Source organism: Oryzomicrobium sp. (assembly GCF_021287045.1).
GTDB lineage: Bacteria > Pseudomonadota > Gammaproteobacteria > Burkholderiales > Rhodocyclaceae > Oryzomicrobium.
Genome location: NZ_JAJTBG010000005.1, coordinates 276,500 through 297,794, shown reverse-complemented (window position 1 = coordinate 297,794; position 21,295 = coordinate 276,500). Strand labels below are relative to the sequence as shown.

General features: G+C 63.4%; 8 protein-coding genes and 1 pseudogene. 7 read left to right on the top strand and 2 right to left on the bottom strand.

The genetic code is table 11. The features are described from left to right. Positions 1-160 precede the first annotated feature (160 nt). From LWW89_RS07810 to LWW89_RS07795, 4 genes and pseudogenes are all read left to right on the top strand, one after another. Complete coding sequence (locus tag LWW89_RS07810) at positions 161-778, top strand: site-specific integrase (protein WP_365781195.1); 618 nt, start codon at positions 161-163, stop codon at positions 776-778. A 183-nt stretch (positions 779-961) separates the two neighbouring features. Then, positions 962-1,066: pseudogene (locus tag LWW89_RS07805) on the top strand (cyclic pyranopterin monophosphate synthase MoaC); the annotation flags it as partial. 139 nt (positions 1,067-1,205) lie between these two features. Further along, entirely contained in the window at positions 1,206-2,189 is a 984-nt protein-coding gene (locus LWW89_RS07800) for a site-specific integrase (protein WP_293263460.1), read from the top strand. Between the two features lie 137 nt (positions 2,190-2,326). Continuing rightward, complete coding sequence (locus LWW89_RS07795) at positions 2,327-4,777, top strand: SIR2 family protein (RefSeq protein WP_293263458.1); 2,451 nt, start codon at positions 2,327-2,329, stop codon at positions 4,775-4,777. 197 nt (positions 4,778-4,974) lie between these two features. On the opposite strand, the gene LWW89_RS07790 is transcribed toward LWW89_RS07795, so the two are convergent. Both LWW89_RS07790 and LWW89_RS07785 read right to left on the bottom strand, forming a co-directional pair. Further along, positions 4,975-5,487 (bottom strand): helix-turn-helix transcriptional regulator, encoded by a 513-nt coding sequence (locus tag LWW89_RS07790; RefSeq protein WP_293263456.1) that lies wholly within the window; start codon positions 5,485-5,487, stop codon positions 4,975-4,977. 257 nt (positions 5,488-5,744) lie between these two features. Further along, positions 5,745-7,805, bottom strand: a complete 2,061-nt coding sequence (locus LWW89_RS07785; protein ID WP_293263454.1) for a sensor histidine kinase — start codon at positions 7,803-7,805, stop codon at positions 5,745-5,747. 169 nt (positions 7,806-7,974) lie between these two features. Between LWW89_RS07785 and LWW89_RS07780 the strand changes: the two genes are divergently transcribed. The 3 genes from LWW89_RS07780 to LWW89_RS07770 all read left to right on the top strand — a co-directional run bounded on the left by LWW89_RS07780 (position 7,975) and on the right by LWW89_RS07770 (position 21,206). Then, complete coding sequence (locus LWW89_RS07780; protein ID WP_293263452.1) at positions 7,975-8,724, top strand: response regulator transcription factor; 750 nt, start codon at positions 7,975-7,977, stop codon at positions 8,722-8,724. A 459-nt stretch (positions 8,725-9,183) separates the two neighbouring features. After that, on the top strand, positions 9,184-17,010 hold the full coding sequence (locus tag LWW89_RS07775) for an SdrD B-like domain-containing protein (protein WP_293263450.1): 7,827 nt from the start codon (positions 9,184-9,186) through the stop codon (positions 17,008-17,010). Continuing rightward, positions 17,007-21,206 carry an OmpA family protein gene (locus tag LWW89_RS07770; RefSeq protein WP_293263448.1) on the top strand — a complete coding sequence of 1,400 codons (4,200 nt, stop codon included), beginning with the start codon at positions 17,007-17,009 and terminating at the stop codon, positions 21,204-21,206. Before LWW89_RS07775 ends, LWW89_RS07770 begins: the two co-directional genes overlap by 4 nt. The last annotated feature ends 89 nt before the right edge of the window (positions 21,207-21,295 follow it).

The window sequence follows — 21,295 nt, the reverse complement described above, 5'->3', positions numbered from 1 at the left end:
CCTCTGCTTCCCGCAGAAAGCCAATGATCTGTTCTTCGGTGAATCGCTTCTTCATGTCCAATCTCCTTGTCGTGATGGATTGGACTCTAACGTCACGTGCTACTCAATTCCGGGGGGACGTCGCCGTCTTGCCAAACCCAAGGTCGAGCAGAAGAGCCGGGTGCCTTTCGATGCCGCTGACCTCGGTCGGATTTTTGCCTCCCCGGTATTCAGTCAGGGAGAGCGGCCGAAGGGCGGGAAAGGCGAGGCTGCGTTCTGGCTGCCGTATCTGGGGCTATGGACAGGGGCACGTCTGGAAGAGCTAGGGCAGCTCTTGGTGAGTGACGTGAGGTGTGAGCAGGGAGCCTACTACCTGAGCATCTCAGACGATCCCGGCAGCGGCAAGCGGCTCAAGTCGAATTCGTCCAGACGGAGGGTGCCGTTGCATTCTGAGCTATTGCGCCTCGGGTTTCTTGATTACGTGCGGCAGCAGCGTGACGCCGGCCAGCTTCGCCTCTTCCCTTTGCTGTCATCTGCTGGTGGCCGCCAACTTACTTCCAGTTGGTCACAGTGGTTCAGCCGCTACCTGAGGGATACAGTCGGCATCAAGGACCGGCGCAAGGTCTTTCACTCATTCCGACATGGGTTTAAAGAGGCTTGTCGTCTCTCAAATATCTCAAAAGAGATTCACGATCAACTGACAGGTCATACATCCCGCGATGCCGGTGACAACTATGGAGGGGAGCATTTCCCTCTGGCTCCATTGGTGGCAGCGATTGAGCATATGCGTTATGGTTAACTGCCGACGCTGTAACACTCGTGTAAAGAGACGGTGGATACCTTCTTCGAGCGAGGATTGGATGTAATGGAGGTTGCCTCAATTTTTGGCCTAACCCCCTTAATTCCTTGAGGCGTTACGCATATGCGAATTGAGGAAATAGAGAAGAAACTAGGCTGATGCAGCTGAAATCCTTGGAGGAATGTCTACGACATGTGCAAGGCCGCCGACCGGGGAATGCGCATTGAGGGAATTCGCCTCCTGGAGAAGGCTGGTGGCAAATCCGGCACCTGGACGGCAGACAAATAAGTCGCTGATTTACTGCGGTTCCTCAAAATCCTGAAAAGCTGGACTTGCGTCGAGCCTCTGACGAGGTTCGTCTAGCCACCGACAGCCCCAACCTCGGAAAACGCTTTTTAGCCCTCGTTTAGCCCACTCAGGAGCAACGATGGCATCTTTCCGTAAGCAAGGCACAAGCTGGCAAGCTCGTGTCCGGCGACGTGGTTATCCAGTCGAGATTAAGAGTTTCCCAACCAAAGCTGAAGCCGAACGTTGGGCGCGAGCCATTGAAGGCGAGATGGATCGCGGGGAGTTTGTCAGCCACACCGAAGCGGAGCAAACAACCTTTGGCGAAATCATCCAGCGCTACATGGAGACCATCACGCCAAAGAAGCGTGGCCACGTCGAGGAAACGATCCGGCTCAAGGCAACGCTTCGGCACCGCATCGCCAGCATGAGCATGGCGAACCTCACCCCGCAGGCGGTGGCCGACTACCGCGATGACCGGCTCCGCACCTGCAAAGCAAATACCGTAATTCGTGACCTGGCGGTTATGTCTTCGATCATCCACCACGCCAGACGGAAATGGGGCATCGTCATCCAGAACCCCGTAGAGATGATTCGCAAGCCGACAATGCCACCCGGCCGCGACCGCGTGCTTTCGGAGGCAGAGGAAATCCGGCTACTGCACGAACTCGCTCCGACCGGGCGCAGAAACCCGATCATGCAGCCGCTTGTAGTCGTCGCCATCGAGACCGCCATGCGTCGTGGCGAACTTCTCAGCCTGAGATGGAATCATGTGCATCTGGAACGGCGGGTCATCTTCCTGCCCATCACCAAGAACGGTCAGTCTCGCTTTGTGCCGCTGTCCAGTCGCGCTGTCGTGACTATCGAGAAGCTACCCTGCTCGCCCGATAACCGCCTGTTCCCGATCAACATAGCGGCAATGGAAGCCGCCTTCCTCAGAGCCGTCCGACGCGCCAATCTGGCTGACCTGCATTTTCACGATCTCAGACATACCGGAGCCAGTCGTATGGCCAGCAAGCTACCAAATGTGATTGAACTTGCCTCAGTAACAGGACATACATCGTTGCAGATGCTTAGGCGCTACTACCATCCAAAAGCTGAAGAGTTGGCGCTGAAACTAGGCTAACACAGACCCAAAGTCATGATATTTGTCTATCATAGGCAAGCACCAAGACGCACGTATATCCAACCACTACTTTAGATTAAATTTTACTCGCACCTATGAAGCCAGAACTGATAAAAACATTAGAAACGGGACGCTGTATGCTCTTGCTGGGAGCTGGAGCTTCTTATGGATCAAAAGACTCAAAGTCCCGCGACATTTTCATGGGCGAGCAATTATCTAAATACCTGTGCGAAGAAATAGATGTCCCTTACCAGATTGGTGCTTTGGGAAAGGTATACAACGTTGCCAAAGACACACTTGGTGCTCGTCTTATAAAAATACTCGAAGAGCGCTTCAAAAACGTAACGCCATCACTTGCCCTACAGCGCCTAGCAGAACATGTATGGCCACGAATTTATACGCTAAACATCGACGATGCAACTGACAAAGCGTTCATAAGGAAGTCGAAACAAAACGTCAACATAAGAACAATAAATGATTCTTGGAACGAGCTTGACGCCCTATTTACTCAGGTTGATATCATCAAACTGAATGGCTGCATCACTAAACCATCCGAAGGATTTATATTTTCACCTTCAGAATACGCGGCTGCATCAAATAACCCACACGAATGGTATCGCCAACTAGGAAGAGATTTCCTAAACTACACATTTATTTTTATTGGAACAAAACTAGACGAGCCGCTTTTTTATCAGCAAATAGAGTATTACAAAAATGTATGGACTGGCTCACCTGGCACACCTGGAAAAGCCTACCTAATAACCCCTTCAATTGATGAGCTAGACCGCCGGTCACTAGCAGCAGCAAATATAGAGCACATCTCCGGGACGCTTGAGGATTTTGTCAAATGGACAGATGGCGTAATAAATAGAGATCGCTCACCTTTAGAAGTTGCATTAGCAAGAAACCCTGAGCTTGCCATTTCCGACGGAGGCAATGGTTTTGTATCTGATTTTTCTAGAATAATCAAGGTCGACATTAATAAGAGGCCGAAAAAAGATATCGAAAGAGGAAAGACTCGTGAGTTTTACCTCGGTTTCAAGCCGACTTGGGATGAAGTCTTTGAAGGCGTCCCTGCCTTGCTTCACTTTCAGAAAAAAATTGAAACCTCCGTGGCAGGCAAGAATAGCAAGCTGTATTCGGTAGTCGGACCGGCAGGCTCTGGAAAGACAACATCGCTAATGATGCTTGCCAAAACGTTAAGCGAACAAGGTGAAACGGTTTATTATTTGAATGAACCTATTGCCTATCTTGAAAAATCAATCAAGAAGTTGGAGCAAGTCAATAGCGCACCCTACTATTTCTTTATCGACAGGGCCAGTAGCGTCCTAGACGGAATTATCCTATCCCTAGGTGATCCAGAAATTAAAAAAGCCATATTTGTCGTCAGCGAACGACTAAATGTTTGGCGAAAACGAAGTGAATGGGCACTCCGGCCACACAACCCAAGTGTATTTAACACAAGTGAAATAAGCGAAAAAGACGCCTCGGCAATTCTAATCAAACTTCAAGAATTCGGACCATGGTCAAAAATAGCAAAAATCTCCGAACCTGAGAGGAAAAAACAGCTAATCGAAAAATCAAAGCGCCAACTATTGATCGGTCTGCTCGAGTTGACGGTTGGGTATGGGTTTGAGCAAATAATTTCAGATGATTTTAATAAATTAGCCACGAATGAATCAAAGATATTAGTTATCCTCACTGGGCTAGCAACCATTCACGGACTCACCCTGTCCAGAGATACATGTCTTGCTGCACTAAACAGCCTCGGAATAAGAACCCATATTGACTCACTGCTACTTGATACTCAGGGAATTGTCCATCATGCAGACAGCCAGCTACGAGCTAGGCATCCAGTTTATATCGACAAGCTATTCGACGGAAAAACCCCGCTTGACTTGAAAGAGCAAGCAATTAGAGGGCTGCTGCTGGCGATGACTCGGAATGAAAAGCCAATTTCGAAGAATATGTCGCGAAATGATGTCATGCTCTTCAAGTTGACAATTAACCATAATTTCCTCGGAAATTATTTTCACGGCGACAAAGAGAAGATATTAAATATATTCAAAGATTTTGAAAAATTCTTTGAATTGGATGGGTTGTTTTATCTTCAATACGGGCTTGCTCTCCGCGACATGAATATGCACGACCATGCGCTAAGAAAACTTCAATCAGCCGTTGAATCGTGGACAATGAAACAAACTGAGCACGCATACGCGCAGCAGTTACTTATTTGCGCACTGGAATCGCAACGGGAGCTTGCTTACAGGAACCTGGAATTAGCCAAAGGTATTTTGCTAAGACTAGATGCAAGGCACATTGAAGACGACACCGATTATCCGCTTGTGACTCTCGCTGAGCATCACGTTAGAATTGCAAAAAAATTCGATACTGCAAAAGCAGTCAACGAGGTCACCAATCACTATCTAAAAGAAATATCGAATAGACAAAAGCTAGGCCGTGCAAACATACGCCTTGAGCAAGCCAAAGTCGATCTACTAAAAATTGCTACATCAAACAATGGTAATGGAAACCATAAAACTCCAACTCGACGAAAAGGCCCGGCCCACCAGAAAAAAGACCTCTGATCTTGAGTAACCGTAGCGATAATTCGAAAACAAATCTGTAGGTGCTTACGCGGCGTTTACGGATTGACTCGCATTACCTCGAATACCGATAATACTTGCCCGGGAAACCCCGTAGGCGCGTGCTAGGGCGCTTACGGATTCGCCTGCACCCAACTCGCTGGATTGCTGATCGTTGCCCTTGCGGCGTGGGAAAGAGGTCAGGTGCGACTCGGGAGCGGCGCCCATCGAACTGCGGTGACCAAGCCCCAGTTCCCTGTTCTGTTGGGACGCCACCACTTCACTGGCCTCTTGGCAATGCGCTGTGCTTGTAAGTAGGCGAGTGCATCCTTGAAGTCAGTGAAGCGAAGGGTGTTGCCGGCACCTTTCTCGCCGACGTTGTATTCCTTGGTCGTAGATCGGAACGTCTCTGGACCGAAATAAGAACCATCCCTTGCAAAGGGCACCTCAAGCTCCACGTTGGCAGAAACTGCTTTCGCGTCCGCTTCGTCGATGAATAGCTCGAACACCTTGACATTCAGCGCATCGGCTAAGGTCTGCACGGCATCCAGCGATGGATTGGCTCCACCACGTTCAACTCGACTCATGTAACTACGGGCGAATCCGCACTGGTCGGCAAATGCTTCCTGTGATAGCCCGATGGCCTGTCGCAGTTCCTTCACACGTTGGCCGAACTTCTTTCGTAGAGATATCTTCATACCTACGAATGTCATTTGTTGTAGACTTATCGGCCACGCACTTATCGTGACAAATAGACGTTGTTAAGGGAGTAAGGGAATAAGAATGAAGAAGTTGATGATCGTTGTCGCAATGCTCGTGCTGACCGCCTGCGCAACCCGTGGCCAGAAGTTTGAAATGACTGATGTTGAGTCGTTTCAGCCTGGCGTCACTACCGACGTCCCCCCGGAATCGCCACGCACCGCTGCTACCCGCGCAGGGCGCTCCGGGAGCCGGATGGCGTTGATGGCGCTCAGGCGGCCAGGGGCAGCTTCAGGGTGAAGGCGGCGCCTTGGCCGGGCTGTTGCGGTTCCAGTTTCAGGGTGCCGCCGTGGCGGTGGATCAGTTCCCGGGCCAGGTGCAGGCCCAGGCCGGCGCCGGAAATGCGTGGGTTGCCGTCGCAGCGGTAGAACTTGTCAAAGATGCGTTCCCGCTCCCCGGCCGGGACGCCGTCGCCCTGGTCACTGATCCGGATGGCGATGTGGCCGGTGTCGCAGGCCGGCTCCAGGCGGATGGTGATGGGCCGCTCCTCGGGGGAATATTTGAGGGCGTTGTCCACCAGGTTGGACAGGGCGACGTCGAACAGATGCCGGTCGCACTGCACCCACAGGGGGGCGGCGGGCAGTTCCAGGCGGATGCGCCGGGAGGCCAGCAGGGTGGCGTCCCCGTAGCTTTGCTGAAGGAAGTCGCGCAGGTCCACCGCCTCCCGGCGCAAATCCAGGTGCGAGGTGGCGAGCCGTTCCTCGGCCAGGCAGTTTTCCAGCAGGTTGAGCAGCCGTGCCACGGCCCGGCGGATTTTGCCCGTGCGCGGCGCCAGTTCCGGCTGGCCGATGGCCAGCACGCTGCCCAGGCGCTGGGCGGTGGTGTCGATGATCGCCAGCGGCGTGCGGAATTCGTGGGAGAGCATGGTGACGAACTGGCGCTGCACCGCCAGGGCGGCCCGTTCGGTTTCCAGGGCTTCCTGCAATTGTTCCTGGAGAGCGTTGCGGATGCGGATTTCCCGGGCGAGTTCGTCGGTACGCCGGGCTACCCGCTCCTCCAGTTCCCGTTCCGCCCGGTGGGCCTCGTCCAGGGCCTGGCGCTGGGCCCTTTCCTTGGCCTTGTCGGCCTGCCAGGTACGGCGGGCGATGACGATGGGCAGGATGGTGAGGTGGATGAAGGCGCCGATCTCCTGACTGTAATCGATCAGCAGGTTGGACTTGATCCAGCCCAGGCGCATGAGGGACAAGGCCAGCAGTGCCACCACCCAGGGCACGAAGGCCAGGGCGTAGGCGCGCCGTTCCCGGTCCTTCCACCCCAGGTAGGCGATCAGGGGAATGCCGCAGATGCCCACCACCGTGCCCAGCACCCGGGTCATGCTGCCCAGGTCGCGCCAGTCCATGACCAGGGCGAGGGGGGCCTCCAGGACATCGATCAGCATCAATAGTTGTGCCAGACGGTAGATCATCGGCAGGTTCTGATGCACGGCGAAAATGCAGGTAAAGAACCAGACGTGGATGGCCTTGACCGGCCCCAGGGCCAGGGCGATTACCCAGTTGTTCAGGGCCGTATCGTCGGGATAGAGGAACTGGCCGCCGAAACCGGCGTTGAGCAGGTGCAGGCAGGAACCGGCCAGGATGTTGATGGCGAAGACGAGGTAGATCTTCTCTCGGACCCAGATATAGAAGGCCAGGCTGAACGCGAACATCAGGACCATGGTGCCGCCATAAACCCCGTAGAAGGCGTAATCGAGGTTGGTCAGGCGGCGGAATTCGGCCTCGGACCACAGGTCCAGGGTGGGAGCCATCAGGCTGCTGGTGGCGATGCGCAGGTAGATCGGGCGATCCGGATCGGTGCCCGCGGGTACGGCGAAGGCGAACAGGCGGTAGTCCCACTGGCGCTGGGAAAAGGGTAGCCGATCGCCGCTCCGGTAGGCGACATAACCGTCGCCCTGGGGCAGGAACAGCTCGATCAGGTCGAGCTGGGACGGCCCGACGCGCAGCCAGCGCGGCAAGGCCGCCGCCGTTGCGGCGGCAGGGGGCAGGCAGGCGCGCAGCCACAGGATCTGGCGGGTATAGCTGGCATCCATCCGGCGGGCCACCGGCTGGAACTGGCCGGCTTGTTCGGGGGCGGACACCTGGGCCAGGGACAGGTCGCCCTTGGGGTCCCAGCGCATCGCCAGGTCGCTGGGGGTGTGAGGGTCGCCGGTGGCTGCGGCCGACGCGCACCCGGCCAGGGCTGCTCCTGGGCAAAGCAGGGCGATGAGCAGGGCAATCAGCCAGAGGCCGAGTGCGCCATGGCGCCGGAATGGCGGGAAACGATGGTGCGAAGGCATGCGGGAAAGCGGAAAAAGAGAGCCGGCTGTGAGAATTTGTGATTTTTGTCGCCTGAAGGCTCCGCTACTATTTAGGCAAGGAGCATCATCTCACGAAGAATAGGAAGGCTTCCTCTCGCAACGTCCGCGAAAAGTCGGAGAAAACACAATAGAAGCTGGGGTATGAATAATGCAAGCCGCTAACAAACGGCTGGAAATTTGCGTTGTCGAGGATGAGGCGGACTTTCGCGAAGAGATTGTCGAGGCCCTGCGGGAGGCAGGCTTCGGTGTGCGCGACTTTCCCGGTTCGCGGGAGCTTTATGCCGCCCTGTTGGCGGCGCCGTGCGACATCTTGATCCTCGATGTGGGGTTGCCCGGCGAGGATGGATTTTCCGTGGCCGAACGCCTGCGCGGGCTGGGCTCCATGGGCATCATCATGCTCACCGCTCGGGGCCAGACCGAGGACCGGGTGCGCGCGCTCCTGGGCGGTGCCGACATGTATCTGGTCAAACCCGTCGATCTGCGCGAACTGGTGGCGTCCATCGGCAGCCTGGCCCGGCGCCTGCATCTCAACGGACTGGCCGGGGTCGCGGAAGGCGCCGTCGACGGCAGGGCCCAGGACAACTCCCGGAGTTGGTCCCTGTCTCCGGATGGCTGGACCCTGTTCGACCCCGAGGGCAGTTCGATTCCCCTGACCGCCCAGGAGCGAGGCTTCCTGCGATGCCTGTGGGCCCGGGCCGGCGAGGCCGTATCCCGGGAAGACCTGGCGGTGGCCCTGGGCGGCGACCCCTACGAATACGATTTCCACCGCCTCGACACCCTGGTCAGCCGCCTGCGGCGCAAGGCCACCGGTGCGGGCATGGCCTTGCCCCTGAGGGCGGTGCGGGGCACCGGCTATCTGTTCATTCCCCGTTCCGAACGGGGTGTCGAACGGGATTGATCCTTCCGCCGCGACCGGCGCCGCCCTGTGCAACCGACCGTCCGTGTCGGGCCCTCTCTCCAAGCCTCATTCTCCAACCCGTCCGACAGGCGGGTTTTTTTGTGCCCGGCGCCGGGGCGGTTCGCTTGAAAGCCTTGCTGGGCAATGTTTTTGGCGAGTGTGAGGAATTGTCAGTTTTCAGGCAGGTATGACAATTGTCTGTGCGTGAGTCTTTGCCGACGTCTCCCTAACATGCGGGCCGAGTAAGACGCATGCTGCGGCTGATAGCGCCGTAGCCATGGCCACCAAGAGCCGGCGCCCAGGGAGTCTCGCGAAATGCCCATCGCCACGCTGGCGACGGGCATGCGGCCATAACCGCCGCAACCTTTCCCTACCGCCATATCGCGGCGCATTCCGTTCCAGCGGAACTGCACCGGGCCATGCCGTCTTCCCGAAACCGTCATTTGTGGAAGCACGACCATGCCCGAGCCGATCGAGCGCCTTTCATCCCGTGTCGCAACCGCCTGCCGCCGCCATGTCCGGCAGTGGCGGCTCGCCCTTGCCGCCGGCCTGCTCGGCCTGGCGTCGGGCCCGGCCCTGGCGGCCCTGGGCGCATCGGTCACCCTGGCGAACGGGCAGCCCACGGACATCTATCCGGGCCAGACGACCCAACTCCAGATCACCCTGTCGAACAGCAACGACACGGCTTCCGTCACCAACGTCGCCTTCAGCAACAGCCTGCCCGGCGCCCTGCCCAACGGGCTGAAGGTCGCCGGCGCCGCGACCTACACCTGCACCAATCCGGCCGGCCCCAGCACCGGCCCCGGCAGCGGCGTCTTCAGCGCCGTCGTCGGCAGCCAGAGCATCAGCCTGTCCGGCGGGGTGATCCCGGCCCGGGCCAACGGCAGCGACGGGGTGTGCGTCATCACCATCCCGGTCACCGCCGGCTCCAACAGCGGTAACTCCGCCACCTACAACTACGTGATCGCCAGCGGCTCGGTCACCGGTAACGACGGGGCGGCGGTACAGAACGGTGGGACGGTGAACCAGAGCGTGAACGTGCGTGCCGTCACGCCGCCCTCCATCAGCAAGAGCTTCGGCTCCGGTTCCGCCGTGATCGGCGGCTCGGCCGTGACCCTGACCATCGTGGTGAACAACACCAGCCCGGTCGACATTCCCAACTTCAGCATCGACGACGTCTTCCCGACCCTGGCCGGCAACCCGGCGATCCAGGTCGCCAGCCCGCCCAACGCCTCGTCCACGTGTACCGGCGGCGGCACCCCGGCGGCCTTTGCCCCCACTGCCGGGGCCAGCTCGGTCAGCGCCAGCGGCGGCACGGTCAAGGCAAGCGGCACCTGCACCCTGAAGGTGGACGTGGTCGGCGTCTTCAGCAACGGCCAATACAGCACCAGCGCCCTGACCAACACCATCGACCGCAGCACCCAGTTCGGCAACGACCTGGGCCTGGTGCCGCTGACCAACGCCACTGCCAACATCACCGTCACTTCGCCCCTGCGGGTGACCAAAGGCTTCAACCATCCCTACCTGTCGAGCGGCAATTCCGACGCCTTCACCATTACCCTGAGCAACGTCGGCAATGCGCCGCTGACGGTCAGCGCGTTCTCCGACAGCCCGATCGACGGCATCGGCAACGCCGCCTATGGCCTGAAGGTGACCGGTACGCCCACGGTGAACTGCCCGGGCGGCACGAACGGTACCTACGCCGTCACCGGCGGCGGCACCGGCATTACCCAGACATCCAACAGCACCATCGCCGCCGGCGGCACCTGCACCATCACCGTGCCCTATACCGGCACGGTGCAGAGCATCGGCACCCCCGTTTCGTACACCAACACCATTCCGGCCAACGCCGTCACGGTCACTACTCCGAATGTGGTCAGCCAGGCGGCGTCGGCGTCCGTGCTGGTGGCCGACGACCTGCGCGTGACCAAGAGCGCCAGCCCGACCACCGTCTCCCCGGGCAACCCGGTGCGCTACACGGTGACCATCGAGAACTACGGCACCTCGCCCGTCACCAACGTGACGGTGACCGACCACCTGCCCGCATCTCTGACCTATCTCACTGGCGTCATCAACGGCAAGGACTACACCCCCTCGGTCACCGGAGCCTGCGCCCCCCTGTCGGTCAGCGGTGCCACCGGCGCCAGCGCGCCGGCCTTCACCGTGGCCACCCTGCCTGGTCGCACCGACGTCAACACGCCGGGGTCCTGCGCCATCACTTTCTGGGCCATGGCCGACACCGGGGCCGCCAACGGCGCCGCCCTGGCCAACGTCATCAATGCCGGGGACGTCTGCTACAACGGCGGCGCCACCTGCAACGGCGGTACCGCGAGTACCCCGAGCAACCCGTCGGTCAGCACCGCCGTGCTGAGTGCCTACAAGGTCTTCTACGCGCCGGGTTCCGCCATGCCGGGCAGCGCCCCCGCCAACCCGCAGCTGAGCAAGCCCGAGGGGTCCGTGGTTCGGATGGCCATTGTCCTGACGAACCAGTCGGCCAACCCCCTGACCAACGTCACCATTTCCGACACCCTGCCGACGGATGCCAGCGGCGGCCAATTGCGCATCGCCACACCGTCGAACGTTGCCAGCACCTGCGGCAGCCCGACCTTCACCGCCAGTTCCGGCAGCACCTCGGTCGCCATGAACGGGGCGACGGTGCCTGCCCGGGCCAACAACGGCACCGGCGCCAACGGCACCTGCTACCTGATGGTGGACGTGATCGGCCCGGCCGGTACCTACAACAATATTGCCACCCTGGGCGGCACCCAAACCTATGCCAACGGTACGACGGGCAGCCTGTCCCCCGTTTCTACCAACACGGCCCAGCTGGTCTATACCTCGTCCCTGACGGCGGCCAAGACCTTCAACCCGGCCAGCGTTTCCTCCGGCGGCCGTTCCACCGTCACCGTGCGCCTGTCCAACGCCGGCGCCGTAGCCCTCACCGGGGTGAGCGCCATCGACCCCCTGCCCGCCGGCATGGTCCTGGCCAATCCGCCCAACGCCTATTCCACCTGCGCCGGCTCTCCGGCCATCACCGCCACTGCGGGTGCCAACAGCGCCACCATGACCGGCGCGGCCCTGGCCGGCAACGGCACCTGCGACTTCCTCTTCGACGTGGTCGCCACCGGCTCCGCCAACTGGGTCAACACCATTCCGGGCGGCAACATCACCGCCGACGGCGGCGTGCGCAACGTGCTGCCGGTGAGCGGCACCCTGGTCTATGCCCCGCCGGTGACCCTGTCGGTGGCCAAGTCCACCAACCCCAGCACCCTGACCTTCCCGGGGCAGGCGAGCCAGCTGACCATCACCGTGAACAACGGTACCCAGGCCGTCACCAACCTGCGCGTGACCGACTACTTCACGGTGGATGGCACCGCTGCCGGCGCGCTCAACGGCTGGCGCATCGCCGCCACCCCGAATGCCTCCACCACCTGCCCGGGCGGCACCGTCACGGCGGCGGCCGGCGGCACCTCGGTGGGCCTGAGCGGCGTATCCCTGGCAGCCAGCGCCAGCTGCACGGTCACTGTCAGCGTCACCTCCACCTCGGTGGGCGGCGTGACCAACTACATCCCGGCCAACGCCATCGTCACCGACCAGGGCCTGTCCAACACCGGCCAGGCCACCACCAGCCTGACCACCCAGAGCAACATCGGGGTGAACAAGCAGTTCATTCCCAACGTGGTCAAGCCGGGGCAGCGCTCGCGCCTGCGCATCACCTTCTTCAACCCCACCAGCCTGCCCCTGGCCGACCTGGCGGTGACCGACACCCTGCCTGCCGGGGTGACCGTGCCGAGCGGCCCCAACGCCACCACCACCTGCGTCGGCGCCAACGTCAGCTCGCCTGCGGCCAACCAGGTGCAAGTCTCCGGCGCCAGCCTGGGTGCGGCCTCGGGCGGTGTGTCCGCCTCCTGCCAGGTCGAGATCGACGTGCTGGTGGCGGCCCAGGGCGACTACGTCAACACCATTCCCGCCGGCGGCGTCACCGCCACGTCCGGCGGCTCTCCGGCCACCAACTCCCAGCCCACCAGCGACACCCTGCGCGCCAAGGCGGCCCTGGTGGTCAACAAGGCCATCGACGGCAAGACCCTGGACGCCGGCAACCCGGGCGGCTTCACCACCGGCACCGCCAGCCGGGCGCCTGGCGCCACGGCGGTGCTGACCGTGCGCCTGGCCAACCCCAATGCCGCGCCCCTGACCGGCGCCGGGTTCACCGACACCCTGCCCAATGGCCTGGTCATCGCCCAGACCCCGGCTGCCGCCACCACCTGCGTCGGCGGCACGGTGATCGCCCCGGCCTCGGGCACCAGCCTGCGCCTGAGCGGCGCCACGATTCCCGCCAACGGGGCGTGCACCGTCAGCGTGAACGTGCTCAGCAACGTGCCTGGCTCCTATACCAACACCATCCCCTCCGGCGCGGTCGGCACCGCCGAAGGCGTGGTCAGCGAGGAAGCCACCAGCGCCCGTCTGCTGGTGTCCACGCCGCCCACGGTGGGCAAGCAGTTCTCGCCGGCGGTGATCCCGCCCAACGGCAAGTCCACCCTGACCATCTTCATCGGCAACGACAACGCGTCGGCCATCACCCTCAGCGCCCCCCTGGTGGACACCCTGCCCACCGCTCCGGACAACGTGGTGGTGGCGTCGCCCCCCAACGTCGGCAAGACCTGCCCGGGTACCGTCATCGCCACGGCCGGCAGCGCCACCGTGACCTACGCCAGCGGCGCCCAGGTGCCCGTGGGCGGTTGCTCCATCAGTGTGGACGTGACCACCGGCAGCACCGCCGGCACCTACAACAACAACATTCCCGCCGGCGCCCTGCAGACCGACGTGGGCAACAACCAGCAGCCGGCCAACGCCGCCCTGAGCCTCAACACCCTGGGCTATATCGGCGGCAAGGTGTTCAAGGACAACAGCGTGGTGCCCAACGGCACCTTCCAGTCCGGCACCGACACCCCCATCGCCGGCACCACCGTCGAACTGCACAGCGGCGGCTCCTGCGTCGGCCCCCTGGTGGCCACGGCCACCACCGACGTGCTGGGCAACTACCTGTTCGCCAGTCTGGCGGCGGGTACCTACTCGGTGTGCCAGCCGGTGCAGCCGGCCGGTACCACCAACGGCATCACCACTGCCGGCACCATCGTCGGCATCAATGGCAGCACCGGCACCGCCGGCAGCGCCACCAACCCGACGCCCACCACCAGCCAGATCACCGGCATCGTCCTCAATGGCAACGGCGGCAGCGGCGAGATCAGCGGCTCGGTGAACAACAACTTCGCCGAAGTAGTGCCTTCCAGCATCACCGGCCTGGTGTTCCTCGACCAGAACAACGACGGCCTGTTCAATGGCACCGACAGCGGCATCGCCGGCGTTCCCGTGGAACTGCTCGATGCCGGCGGCACCGTCGTCGCCACCACCGTGACCGCCGCCGACGGCAGCTACCGCTTCGACAACCTCCAGCCCGGCACCTACTCGGTGCGCGAGCCCAACCAGCCGGCCGGCACCTCCAACGGCATCACCACCGCCGGCGCCGTGCCCAACGGCGGTACGGCGGGGACCGCCACCACGCCGGCCGTGCTGCCGAGCCGGATCAGCAACATCGTCCTGCCGCCCAACACGGTGGCCGGCGGCAACAACTTCGCCGAGATCAGCAACGGCCGTACCCTGTCCGGTTCGATCTTCCTCGATTTCAACAACAACGGCCTGATCGACGGCAACGACCACGGCATCGGCGGCCAGACGGTGAACCTGACCGGCACCGACGTGAACGGCAACGCCGTCTCCCGCAGCGCCACCACGGCGCCGGACGGCAGCTACCGCTTCACCGGCCTGCCGGAAGGCACCTATACCGTGACCCAGCCGGTGCAGCCGCCGGGTACCACCAACGGCATCACCACCGCCGGCAGCACCGGCGGCACGGCCACCCCGGTAGCCACCCTGCCGAGCGCCATCGCCAACATCAACCTGACCGGCGCCAATACGGTGTCGGCCAACAACAACTTCGCCGAAGTGCCGGGAGCCGCCCCTGACCTGGCGATCGCCAAGACCCACGCCCCGGCCAGTTTCGGCGAAGGCTCCGGAACCGGCTACTTCACCATCACGCCGCGCAACATCGGCACGGTGGCCACCTCCGGCACCGTCACCATCACCGATACCCTGCCGGCCGGCATGACCGTCGGCGCGGTGGCCACGGGCACCGGCTGGTCCTGCCTCGGCAGCGTCGGCGCCAGCGTGGTCACCTGCACCAGCACCGTGCCCATCCCGGCCAACGGCACCGGCAACCCGATCACCCTGCACGTGGTGGTGGCCAACGGTCTGGCCGGCCAGATCCTGACCAACACCGCGGTGATCTCCGGCGGCGGCGAGCCTCCAGGCTTCGACGGCAACAACACCGCCACCGACCCGGTGCCGGTGGCCACCACTGCCCGGTTGAGCGGCACCATCTGGCTGGATCAGAACCACGACCGCATCCCCAGTGCCAGCGATCCGAAGATGGCCGGCTGGCGGGTCGAGGTGCTGCTCGGCGGCGTAGTGGTGGCGACCACCACCACCGGTCCCGACGGCAAGTACACCGTCGCCGGTCTGGCGCCGGGCAGCGGCTACGAAGTGCGCTTCCGCGATCCGCTCACTGGTACCGTGTATGGTCGCAGCGTCACCAACGAGCAGGGCATCGTGCCCGCCCCGGGCGTGCGCGACAGCACCCAGCCCAACGGCGGCACCAACAGCGGCAACCCGGCGGGCGCCACGGTGCAGAACGGCGTCCTCACCGGCATGACGCTGCTGGCCGGCGACAACATCGTCGAGCAGAGCCTGCCCCTGGACCCCAGCGGCATCGTCTACGACGCCGTGACCCGCCAGCCGGTGGCCGGTGCCACCGTCACCATCAGCGGCCCGGCCGGGTTCAACCCCGCCATCCACCTGCTGAGCGGCAGCGCCAGCCAGGTCACCGGCGCCAATGGCTTCTACCAGTTCCTGCTGACGGCGGGCGCGCCGGCCGGCACCTACGTGCTCGGCGTTAGCGCGCCGGGCTACCTGCCGGCCCCGTCGACCCTCATTCCGGCCTGCGTGGGCACCCTGACGGTGGGTCCGCTGCCCGATCCGGCCCTCATCCAGGCCAGCAACACGGCGCCTTCGGCGGCCATCCCCAACGCCAACCCGGCGGCTTGCGTCGGCGCGGTGCTGGGCGGCGCCAACACCACCCAGTACTACTTCAGCTTCAACCTGAACGGGACGTCGGCCAACGTGCTGAACAACCATCTGCCCCTGGATCCGGTGCTGGGCGGCGCCATCGTGGTGAGCAAGACCACGCCCATGCTCAACGTGACCAAGGGCGACCTGGTGCCCTACACCATCACCGCCACCAACACCCTGGGGGCGACCCTGGCCAACATCGACGTGCAGGATCAGCTGCCCGCCGGCTTCAAGTACCGCAACGGCTCGGCCACCTACAACGGCCTGCCCCTGGAGCCCAGCATCTCCGGCCGCCTGGTGACCTGGCGCAACCAGAGTTTCGCCCCGGGCGAGAAGAAGACCTACAAGCTGGTCCTGGTGATCGGTGCCGGCGTGGGCGAAGGCGAGTACGTGAACCAGGCCTGGGCCCTCAACAACCTGGTGCAGAGCCGCGTCTCCAATGTCGGCAGCGCCACCGTGCGGGTGGTGCCCGATCCGACGTTCGACTGCTCGGACATCATCGGGAAGGTGTTCGACGACAAGAACGCCAACGGCTACCAGGACCAGGGCGAGCCGGGGATTCCGAACGTGCGGGTGGTGACGGCGCGCGGCCTGCTGGTGACGACGGACGCGGAAGGCCGCTTCCACGTGGCCTGCGCGGCGATCCCGCAAGCGGACCGTGGCAGCAACTTCGTGATGAAGCTGGACGAACGGACGCTGCCGTCGGGCTACCGGCTGACGACGGAGAACCCGCGTGACGTGCGGGTGACGCGCGGCAAGATGGTGAAGCTGAATTTCGGCGCGACGGTGCACAAGGTGGTGCGGCTGGAAGTGGACGGCCGGGCCTTCGTGGCCGGCGAGACGGCCCTGGCGCCCCAGTGGGAGAAGCGCCTGCCGGCCCTGCTGACCCAGCTGCGCGAACGCCCCAGCGTATTGCGCATCGCCTACCGGACCGCCGGCAACGACGGGCTGGCTAGCAAGCGCCTGTCCGCACTGAGCCGCCGCATCAAGGCCGGCTATGCCGAACTGACTGCCAAGGAAAAAGAGGAGGAACGAGCGACACCGCCGCTGGTGATCGAAACGGAGTCCTTCGACGGCGACGCGAAGGGAGAGCGCCAATGAAACGCCAGCACAAGAACGTGAAGACTGTGAACTCCCAGTTCAATCTGGCCCGCCTGGCGCCCAAGCGCTCCGTGGCCGCCACCCTGGCCGCCCTGGCGATGCTCAGCAGCGTCGCGCCGGGTTGGGCCGATGACGACGGCGACGAACGGCGTCAGGGCAAGCGCATCGACAACGGTCGTGTGGAAGTGCACCCGGTGCCGTCGCCCGGGGAAGTGCAACCGGAAGGCTTTGCCTACCCGCTGCCCTCCGGGGTGACCCTGGCGGAAGCCCGGGCCATGCGCGCGGCCGCCGCCGTCCTGCCGGCGCGGCGCGCCCAGCAGCAGGAAACCCTCAGCGAAAGCGGCGTGGGGGCCCTGTTCGAATCGGGCAAAGCCGACCTGCTGCCCGCCGCCCAGGCCCGCCTCACGGCCCTGGCCAAGAGCTACACCGGCAAGCCCGGCCTGCGCCTGTCGGTGGTAGGCCACACCGACAACCAGCGCCTCTCGGCCAATGCCCGGCGGCTGTTCCGGGACAACCAGGGCCTCTCCGAAGCCCGGGCCCTGGCCGTGGCCGACTACCTGCGCCGCGAGCTGAACCTGCCGGCACAAGCGGTGGCCATGGGCGGCAAAGGCGAAACCTCCCCGGTCGCCAGCAACGCCACGCCCGAAGGCATGGCGCGCAATCGCCGGGTCGAGATCAGCATCTGGCACGAAGGCGCTGCCGTGGCCGTGGCGCCCGCCCCGGTTCCTGCGCTGCCAGCGGCACCTTGTACACCGCAGACCGGTGATGCGGACCTGCCGTTCCGGATCACGGTGGACGGCGAAGACATGAGCGGCGCCCTGGTCAACGAAGCGGACCGCCAGCGCTGCACCGACGTAGCCCTGGAACGGGCCGACATCCAGGTGAAGTACGACGACCTGGCAGCCAAGCCCGGGCTGAACGTGTGGCCGGACAAGGACCTGGTGTTGCGCGGCACGGAAGCCAGCTTCCGCGGCTGGAGCAACTACCAGTTCTGGGTGAAGCGAGCCGAAGTGCGCCTCTTCCGCAAGGGCCAGCGCCCCGACGGCGCCCCTCTGGCGGTGATCCCCTTCGACTGGTCGAAAGGCGCCAAGTGGCCCGTGCCGGCCGAAGGCAACGACGAATACGCCTACCTGCTGCGGGTCTACGACGAGCAAGGCCGGTTCGACGAAACGGCGCTCAAGGCGCTGAACGTGGCGAGCCACCCGCGACCGGTGAACGACCTATCGACGCCGGAGCGCGAAGCCCTGACCGGGTGGGGCGAAAACGCCCTGATGGTCAGCAACATCCCGGTACGTGGCGGCACCATCACGGTCAGCGGCAAGGGCATCAAGCCGGGTCAGCGCGTATCCGCCCTGGGCCTGCCGGTTCCCCTGGATGGCGAAGGCCGCTTCGTGCTGCGCCAGATTCTGCCGGCCGGCCCCCACAGCGTCGAAGTGAACGTCACCGACGCCGACGGCCGCAGCGCCAGCTTCCGGCGCAACCTGTCGATTCCCGACAACGACTGGTTCTACATTGCGGTAGGGGACCTGACCCTGGGCAACAACACGGTGCGGGGCCCGGCGGCGCTGGTGACCAACGACACCCAGCACTACCAGCAGGAAAGCTACGTTGATGGCCGGGGTGCCTTTTACCTGAAGGGCAAGGTCAAGGGCGACTGGCTGCTGACCGCCGCCGCCGACACCCGGGAACAACCGCTCAAGGACCTGTTCAGTAACTTCTCGGCGAAGGACCCGCGCTACCTGCTGCGCAACATCGACCCGGACGCCTACTACCCGGTGTACGGTGACGACAGCACGACGGTGGACGACGCGCCGACCCAGGGCAAGTTCTACGTGCGCTTGGAGAAGGGTGACTCCCAGGTGATGTGGGGCAACTTCCGCACCCAGTGGAACGGTTCCGAACTGATCCAGTATTCCCGCGGGCTCTACGGCGCTCGGGGCGTCTACCGCTCGGAAGAGGCCACCGGCTTCGGCGAACGGCGTAGCAACGTGGACGCCTTCGCCGCCGACCCGGGCACGGTCGGCACCCGGGACGAGTTCCGTGGCACCGGCGGTTCCCTCTACTACCTGCGCCACCAGGATCTGACCCGGGGTTCGGAACGGGTGTGGGTGGAAGTGCGCGACAAGGATTCGGGCCTGGTGATCGACCGCAAGCAGCTGACGCCGGCCCAAGACTACGAAATCAACTACCTGCAGGGCCGCATCATGCTGCGCGACCTGCTGCCCTCCACCGCCGGGGGCACCAGCCTGTTCTACACCAGCGGCCTGTCCGGCAACCCGCTGTACCTGGTAACCACCTACGAATACGTGCCGGGCATCACCGCGGTGAGCAACCTGGCCACCGGCGTGCAGGCCAACCACTGGGTGAACGACTACCTGCGCCTTGGCCTGACCAGCTACCACCAGGGCGAGAGCGGCAACGACCAGACCCTGAAGGGCGTGGACGTGACGGTGCGGGTGGCCCCGGGCACCCGGGTCAAGGCCGAGGTGGCCCGCTCCTCCGGCAGCGCCGGCGTCAGCACCACCTCCATCGACGGCGGTTTCGCCTTCGCCAACCAGAGCAGCGGCGCGGCCCGCGACGCCACGGCCAGCCGCGTGGAAGCGAGCGTGGACCTGGCCGAGGTGAGCGACGGCGGCAAGGGCAAGGTCAGCGCCTACGTGCAGGACCGGCAACGGGGCTTCTCCGGCCCGGGCCAGATCGCCCTCAACGGCGAGGCCGTGCGCCAGACCGGCGTGCGCGCCGCGGTGCCGGTGGGCGAGGCGGTGGAAGTCCAGGTCAAGGCCGACGACCGCAAGGCCGACACCCAGGACTACCGTAACGCCGAGGCCGCCGTGCGCGTCGCCGCCACCGACGAGTGGGGTGTCACCGTCGGCGCCCGCCAGGACGAACGCATCACCCGGGTGGCCAACGCCAGCCCCATCCTGTCCCAGAACGGCAACCGCACCGACCTGATCGCCAAGGTGGACTACCGCCCCAACAAGGAGGACGGCCAGCCCGGCGAGAAGGAAGACTGGTCGGCCTACGGCTTCATGCAAGGCACGGCGGCGCGCAGCGGCAACCGGGACGAAAACAACCGGGCGGGGTTGGGGGGCAGCTGGCGGGTGAACGACCGGGTCAAGCTCAACGCCGAAGCCTCCGAGGGCAGCATGGGGGGCGGCGGGTTGCTCGGCGCCGACTATCGGATTTCGGACCGGAGCAACGCCTACCTCAATTACCGGATGGAAACGGAAAGTCCGGACGTGACCTACCGGGGCCGCTACGGCAGCTGGATCAGCGGCAGCGACTACCGGGTGAGCGACGAGATGCGGGTATTCGGCCAGACCCGCACGACCAGCGGCGCCGGTCCGCAAAGCCTGACCCAGGCGTTCGGGGTGGACCTGGCGCCGAACGACCGGTGGAACTACGGGGCGAAGGTGGAATTCGGCAAGATCAGCGACCCCCTGGCCGGCGACCTGGAACGCCGCGCCCTGGGGCTCAACGTAGGCTACAAGAATCAGGGCACCAAGTACGCCGGCGCCCTGGAATTCCGCTCCGACGATACCTCCCTCGGCGGCACCCGCCACACCTGGCTGATGCGTAACACCTTCGGCCAGCAGCTGGACCGGGCCTGGCGCCTGCTCGGCAAGTTCAACATCTCACGCAGCAGCAACAGCCAGGGGGCGTTCTACGACGGCGATTTCCACGAAATCGTGGCGGGCGCCGCCTACCGTCCGGTGGACAATGACCGCTGGAACACCCTGTTCAAGTACACCAACTTCTACAACCTGCCTTCCCCGGGCCAGGTGACCACCACCGGAACCACCGTGGATTACGCCCAGAAGAGCCAGGTGTTCTCGGTGGACACCATCTGGGACGCCCGTCCCTGGCTATCCCTGGGCCTCAAGTACGGCCTGCGCATCGGCGAGCTGAAGACCGGCAAGGTGGACGGTGAGTGGTATTCGAGCCGTGCCGACCTGGTGGTGCTGCGCGCCGACTGGCACTGGATTCGGGAGTGGGACATCGTGACCGAGCTGCGCAACCTGCGGGCCAAGGAAGCCGGGGACGCCCGGGCGGGCGCCCTGGTGGCGGTGTACCGCCACGTGGGCCAGCACGTGAAGGTGGGGGCGGGCTACAACTTCACCACCTATTCGGACGACCTGACCAACCTGTCCTACCGCAGCCGCGGCTGGTTCCTCAACGTCCTCAGCACCATGTGACCGTTCCGCCGCCATGGCGACAAGACGGCGAGGCGGTGTCCGGCGGGCCGGCTCCTTCGGGACCGGCCCGTTGTCTTTGGACTTTTCCA

What these genes read in the sequence shown, in the direction of transcription:
- LWW89_RS07790 (WP_293263456.1), bottom strand. Translation starts at nt 5,487, where the DNA reads ATGACATTCGTAGGTATGAAGATATCTCTACGAAAGAAGTTCGGCCAA.
- LWW89_RS07770 (WP_293263448.1), top strand. Translation starts at nt 17,007, where the DNA reads ATGAAACGCCAGCACAAGAACGTGAAGACTGTGAACTCCCAGTTCAAT.
- LWW89_RS07795 (WP_293263458.1), top strand. Translation starts at nt 2,327, where the DNA reads ATGCTCTTGCTGGGAGCTGGAGCTTCTTATGGATCAAAAGACTCAAAG.
- LWW89_RS07785 (WP_293263454.1), bottom strand. Translation starts at nt 7,805, where the DNA reads ATGCCTTCGCACCATCGTTTCCCGCCATTCCGGCGCCATGGCGCACTC.
- LWW89_RS07780 (WP_293263452.1), top strand. Translation starts at nt 7,975, where the DNA reads ATGCAAGCCGCTAACAAACGGCTGGAAATTTGCGTTGTCGAGGATGAG.
- LWW89_RS07800 (WP_293263460.1), top strand. Translation starts at nt 1,206, where the DNA reads ATGGCATCTTTCCGTAAGCAAGGCACAAGCTGGCAAGCTCGTGTCCGG.
- LWW89_RS07775 (WP_293263450.1), top strand. Translation starts at nt 9,184, where the DNA reads ATGCCCGAGCCGATCGAGCGCCTTTCATCCCGTGTCGCAACCGCCTGC.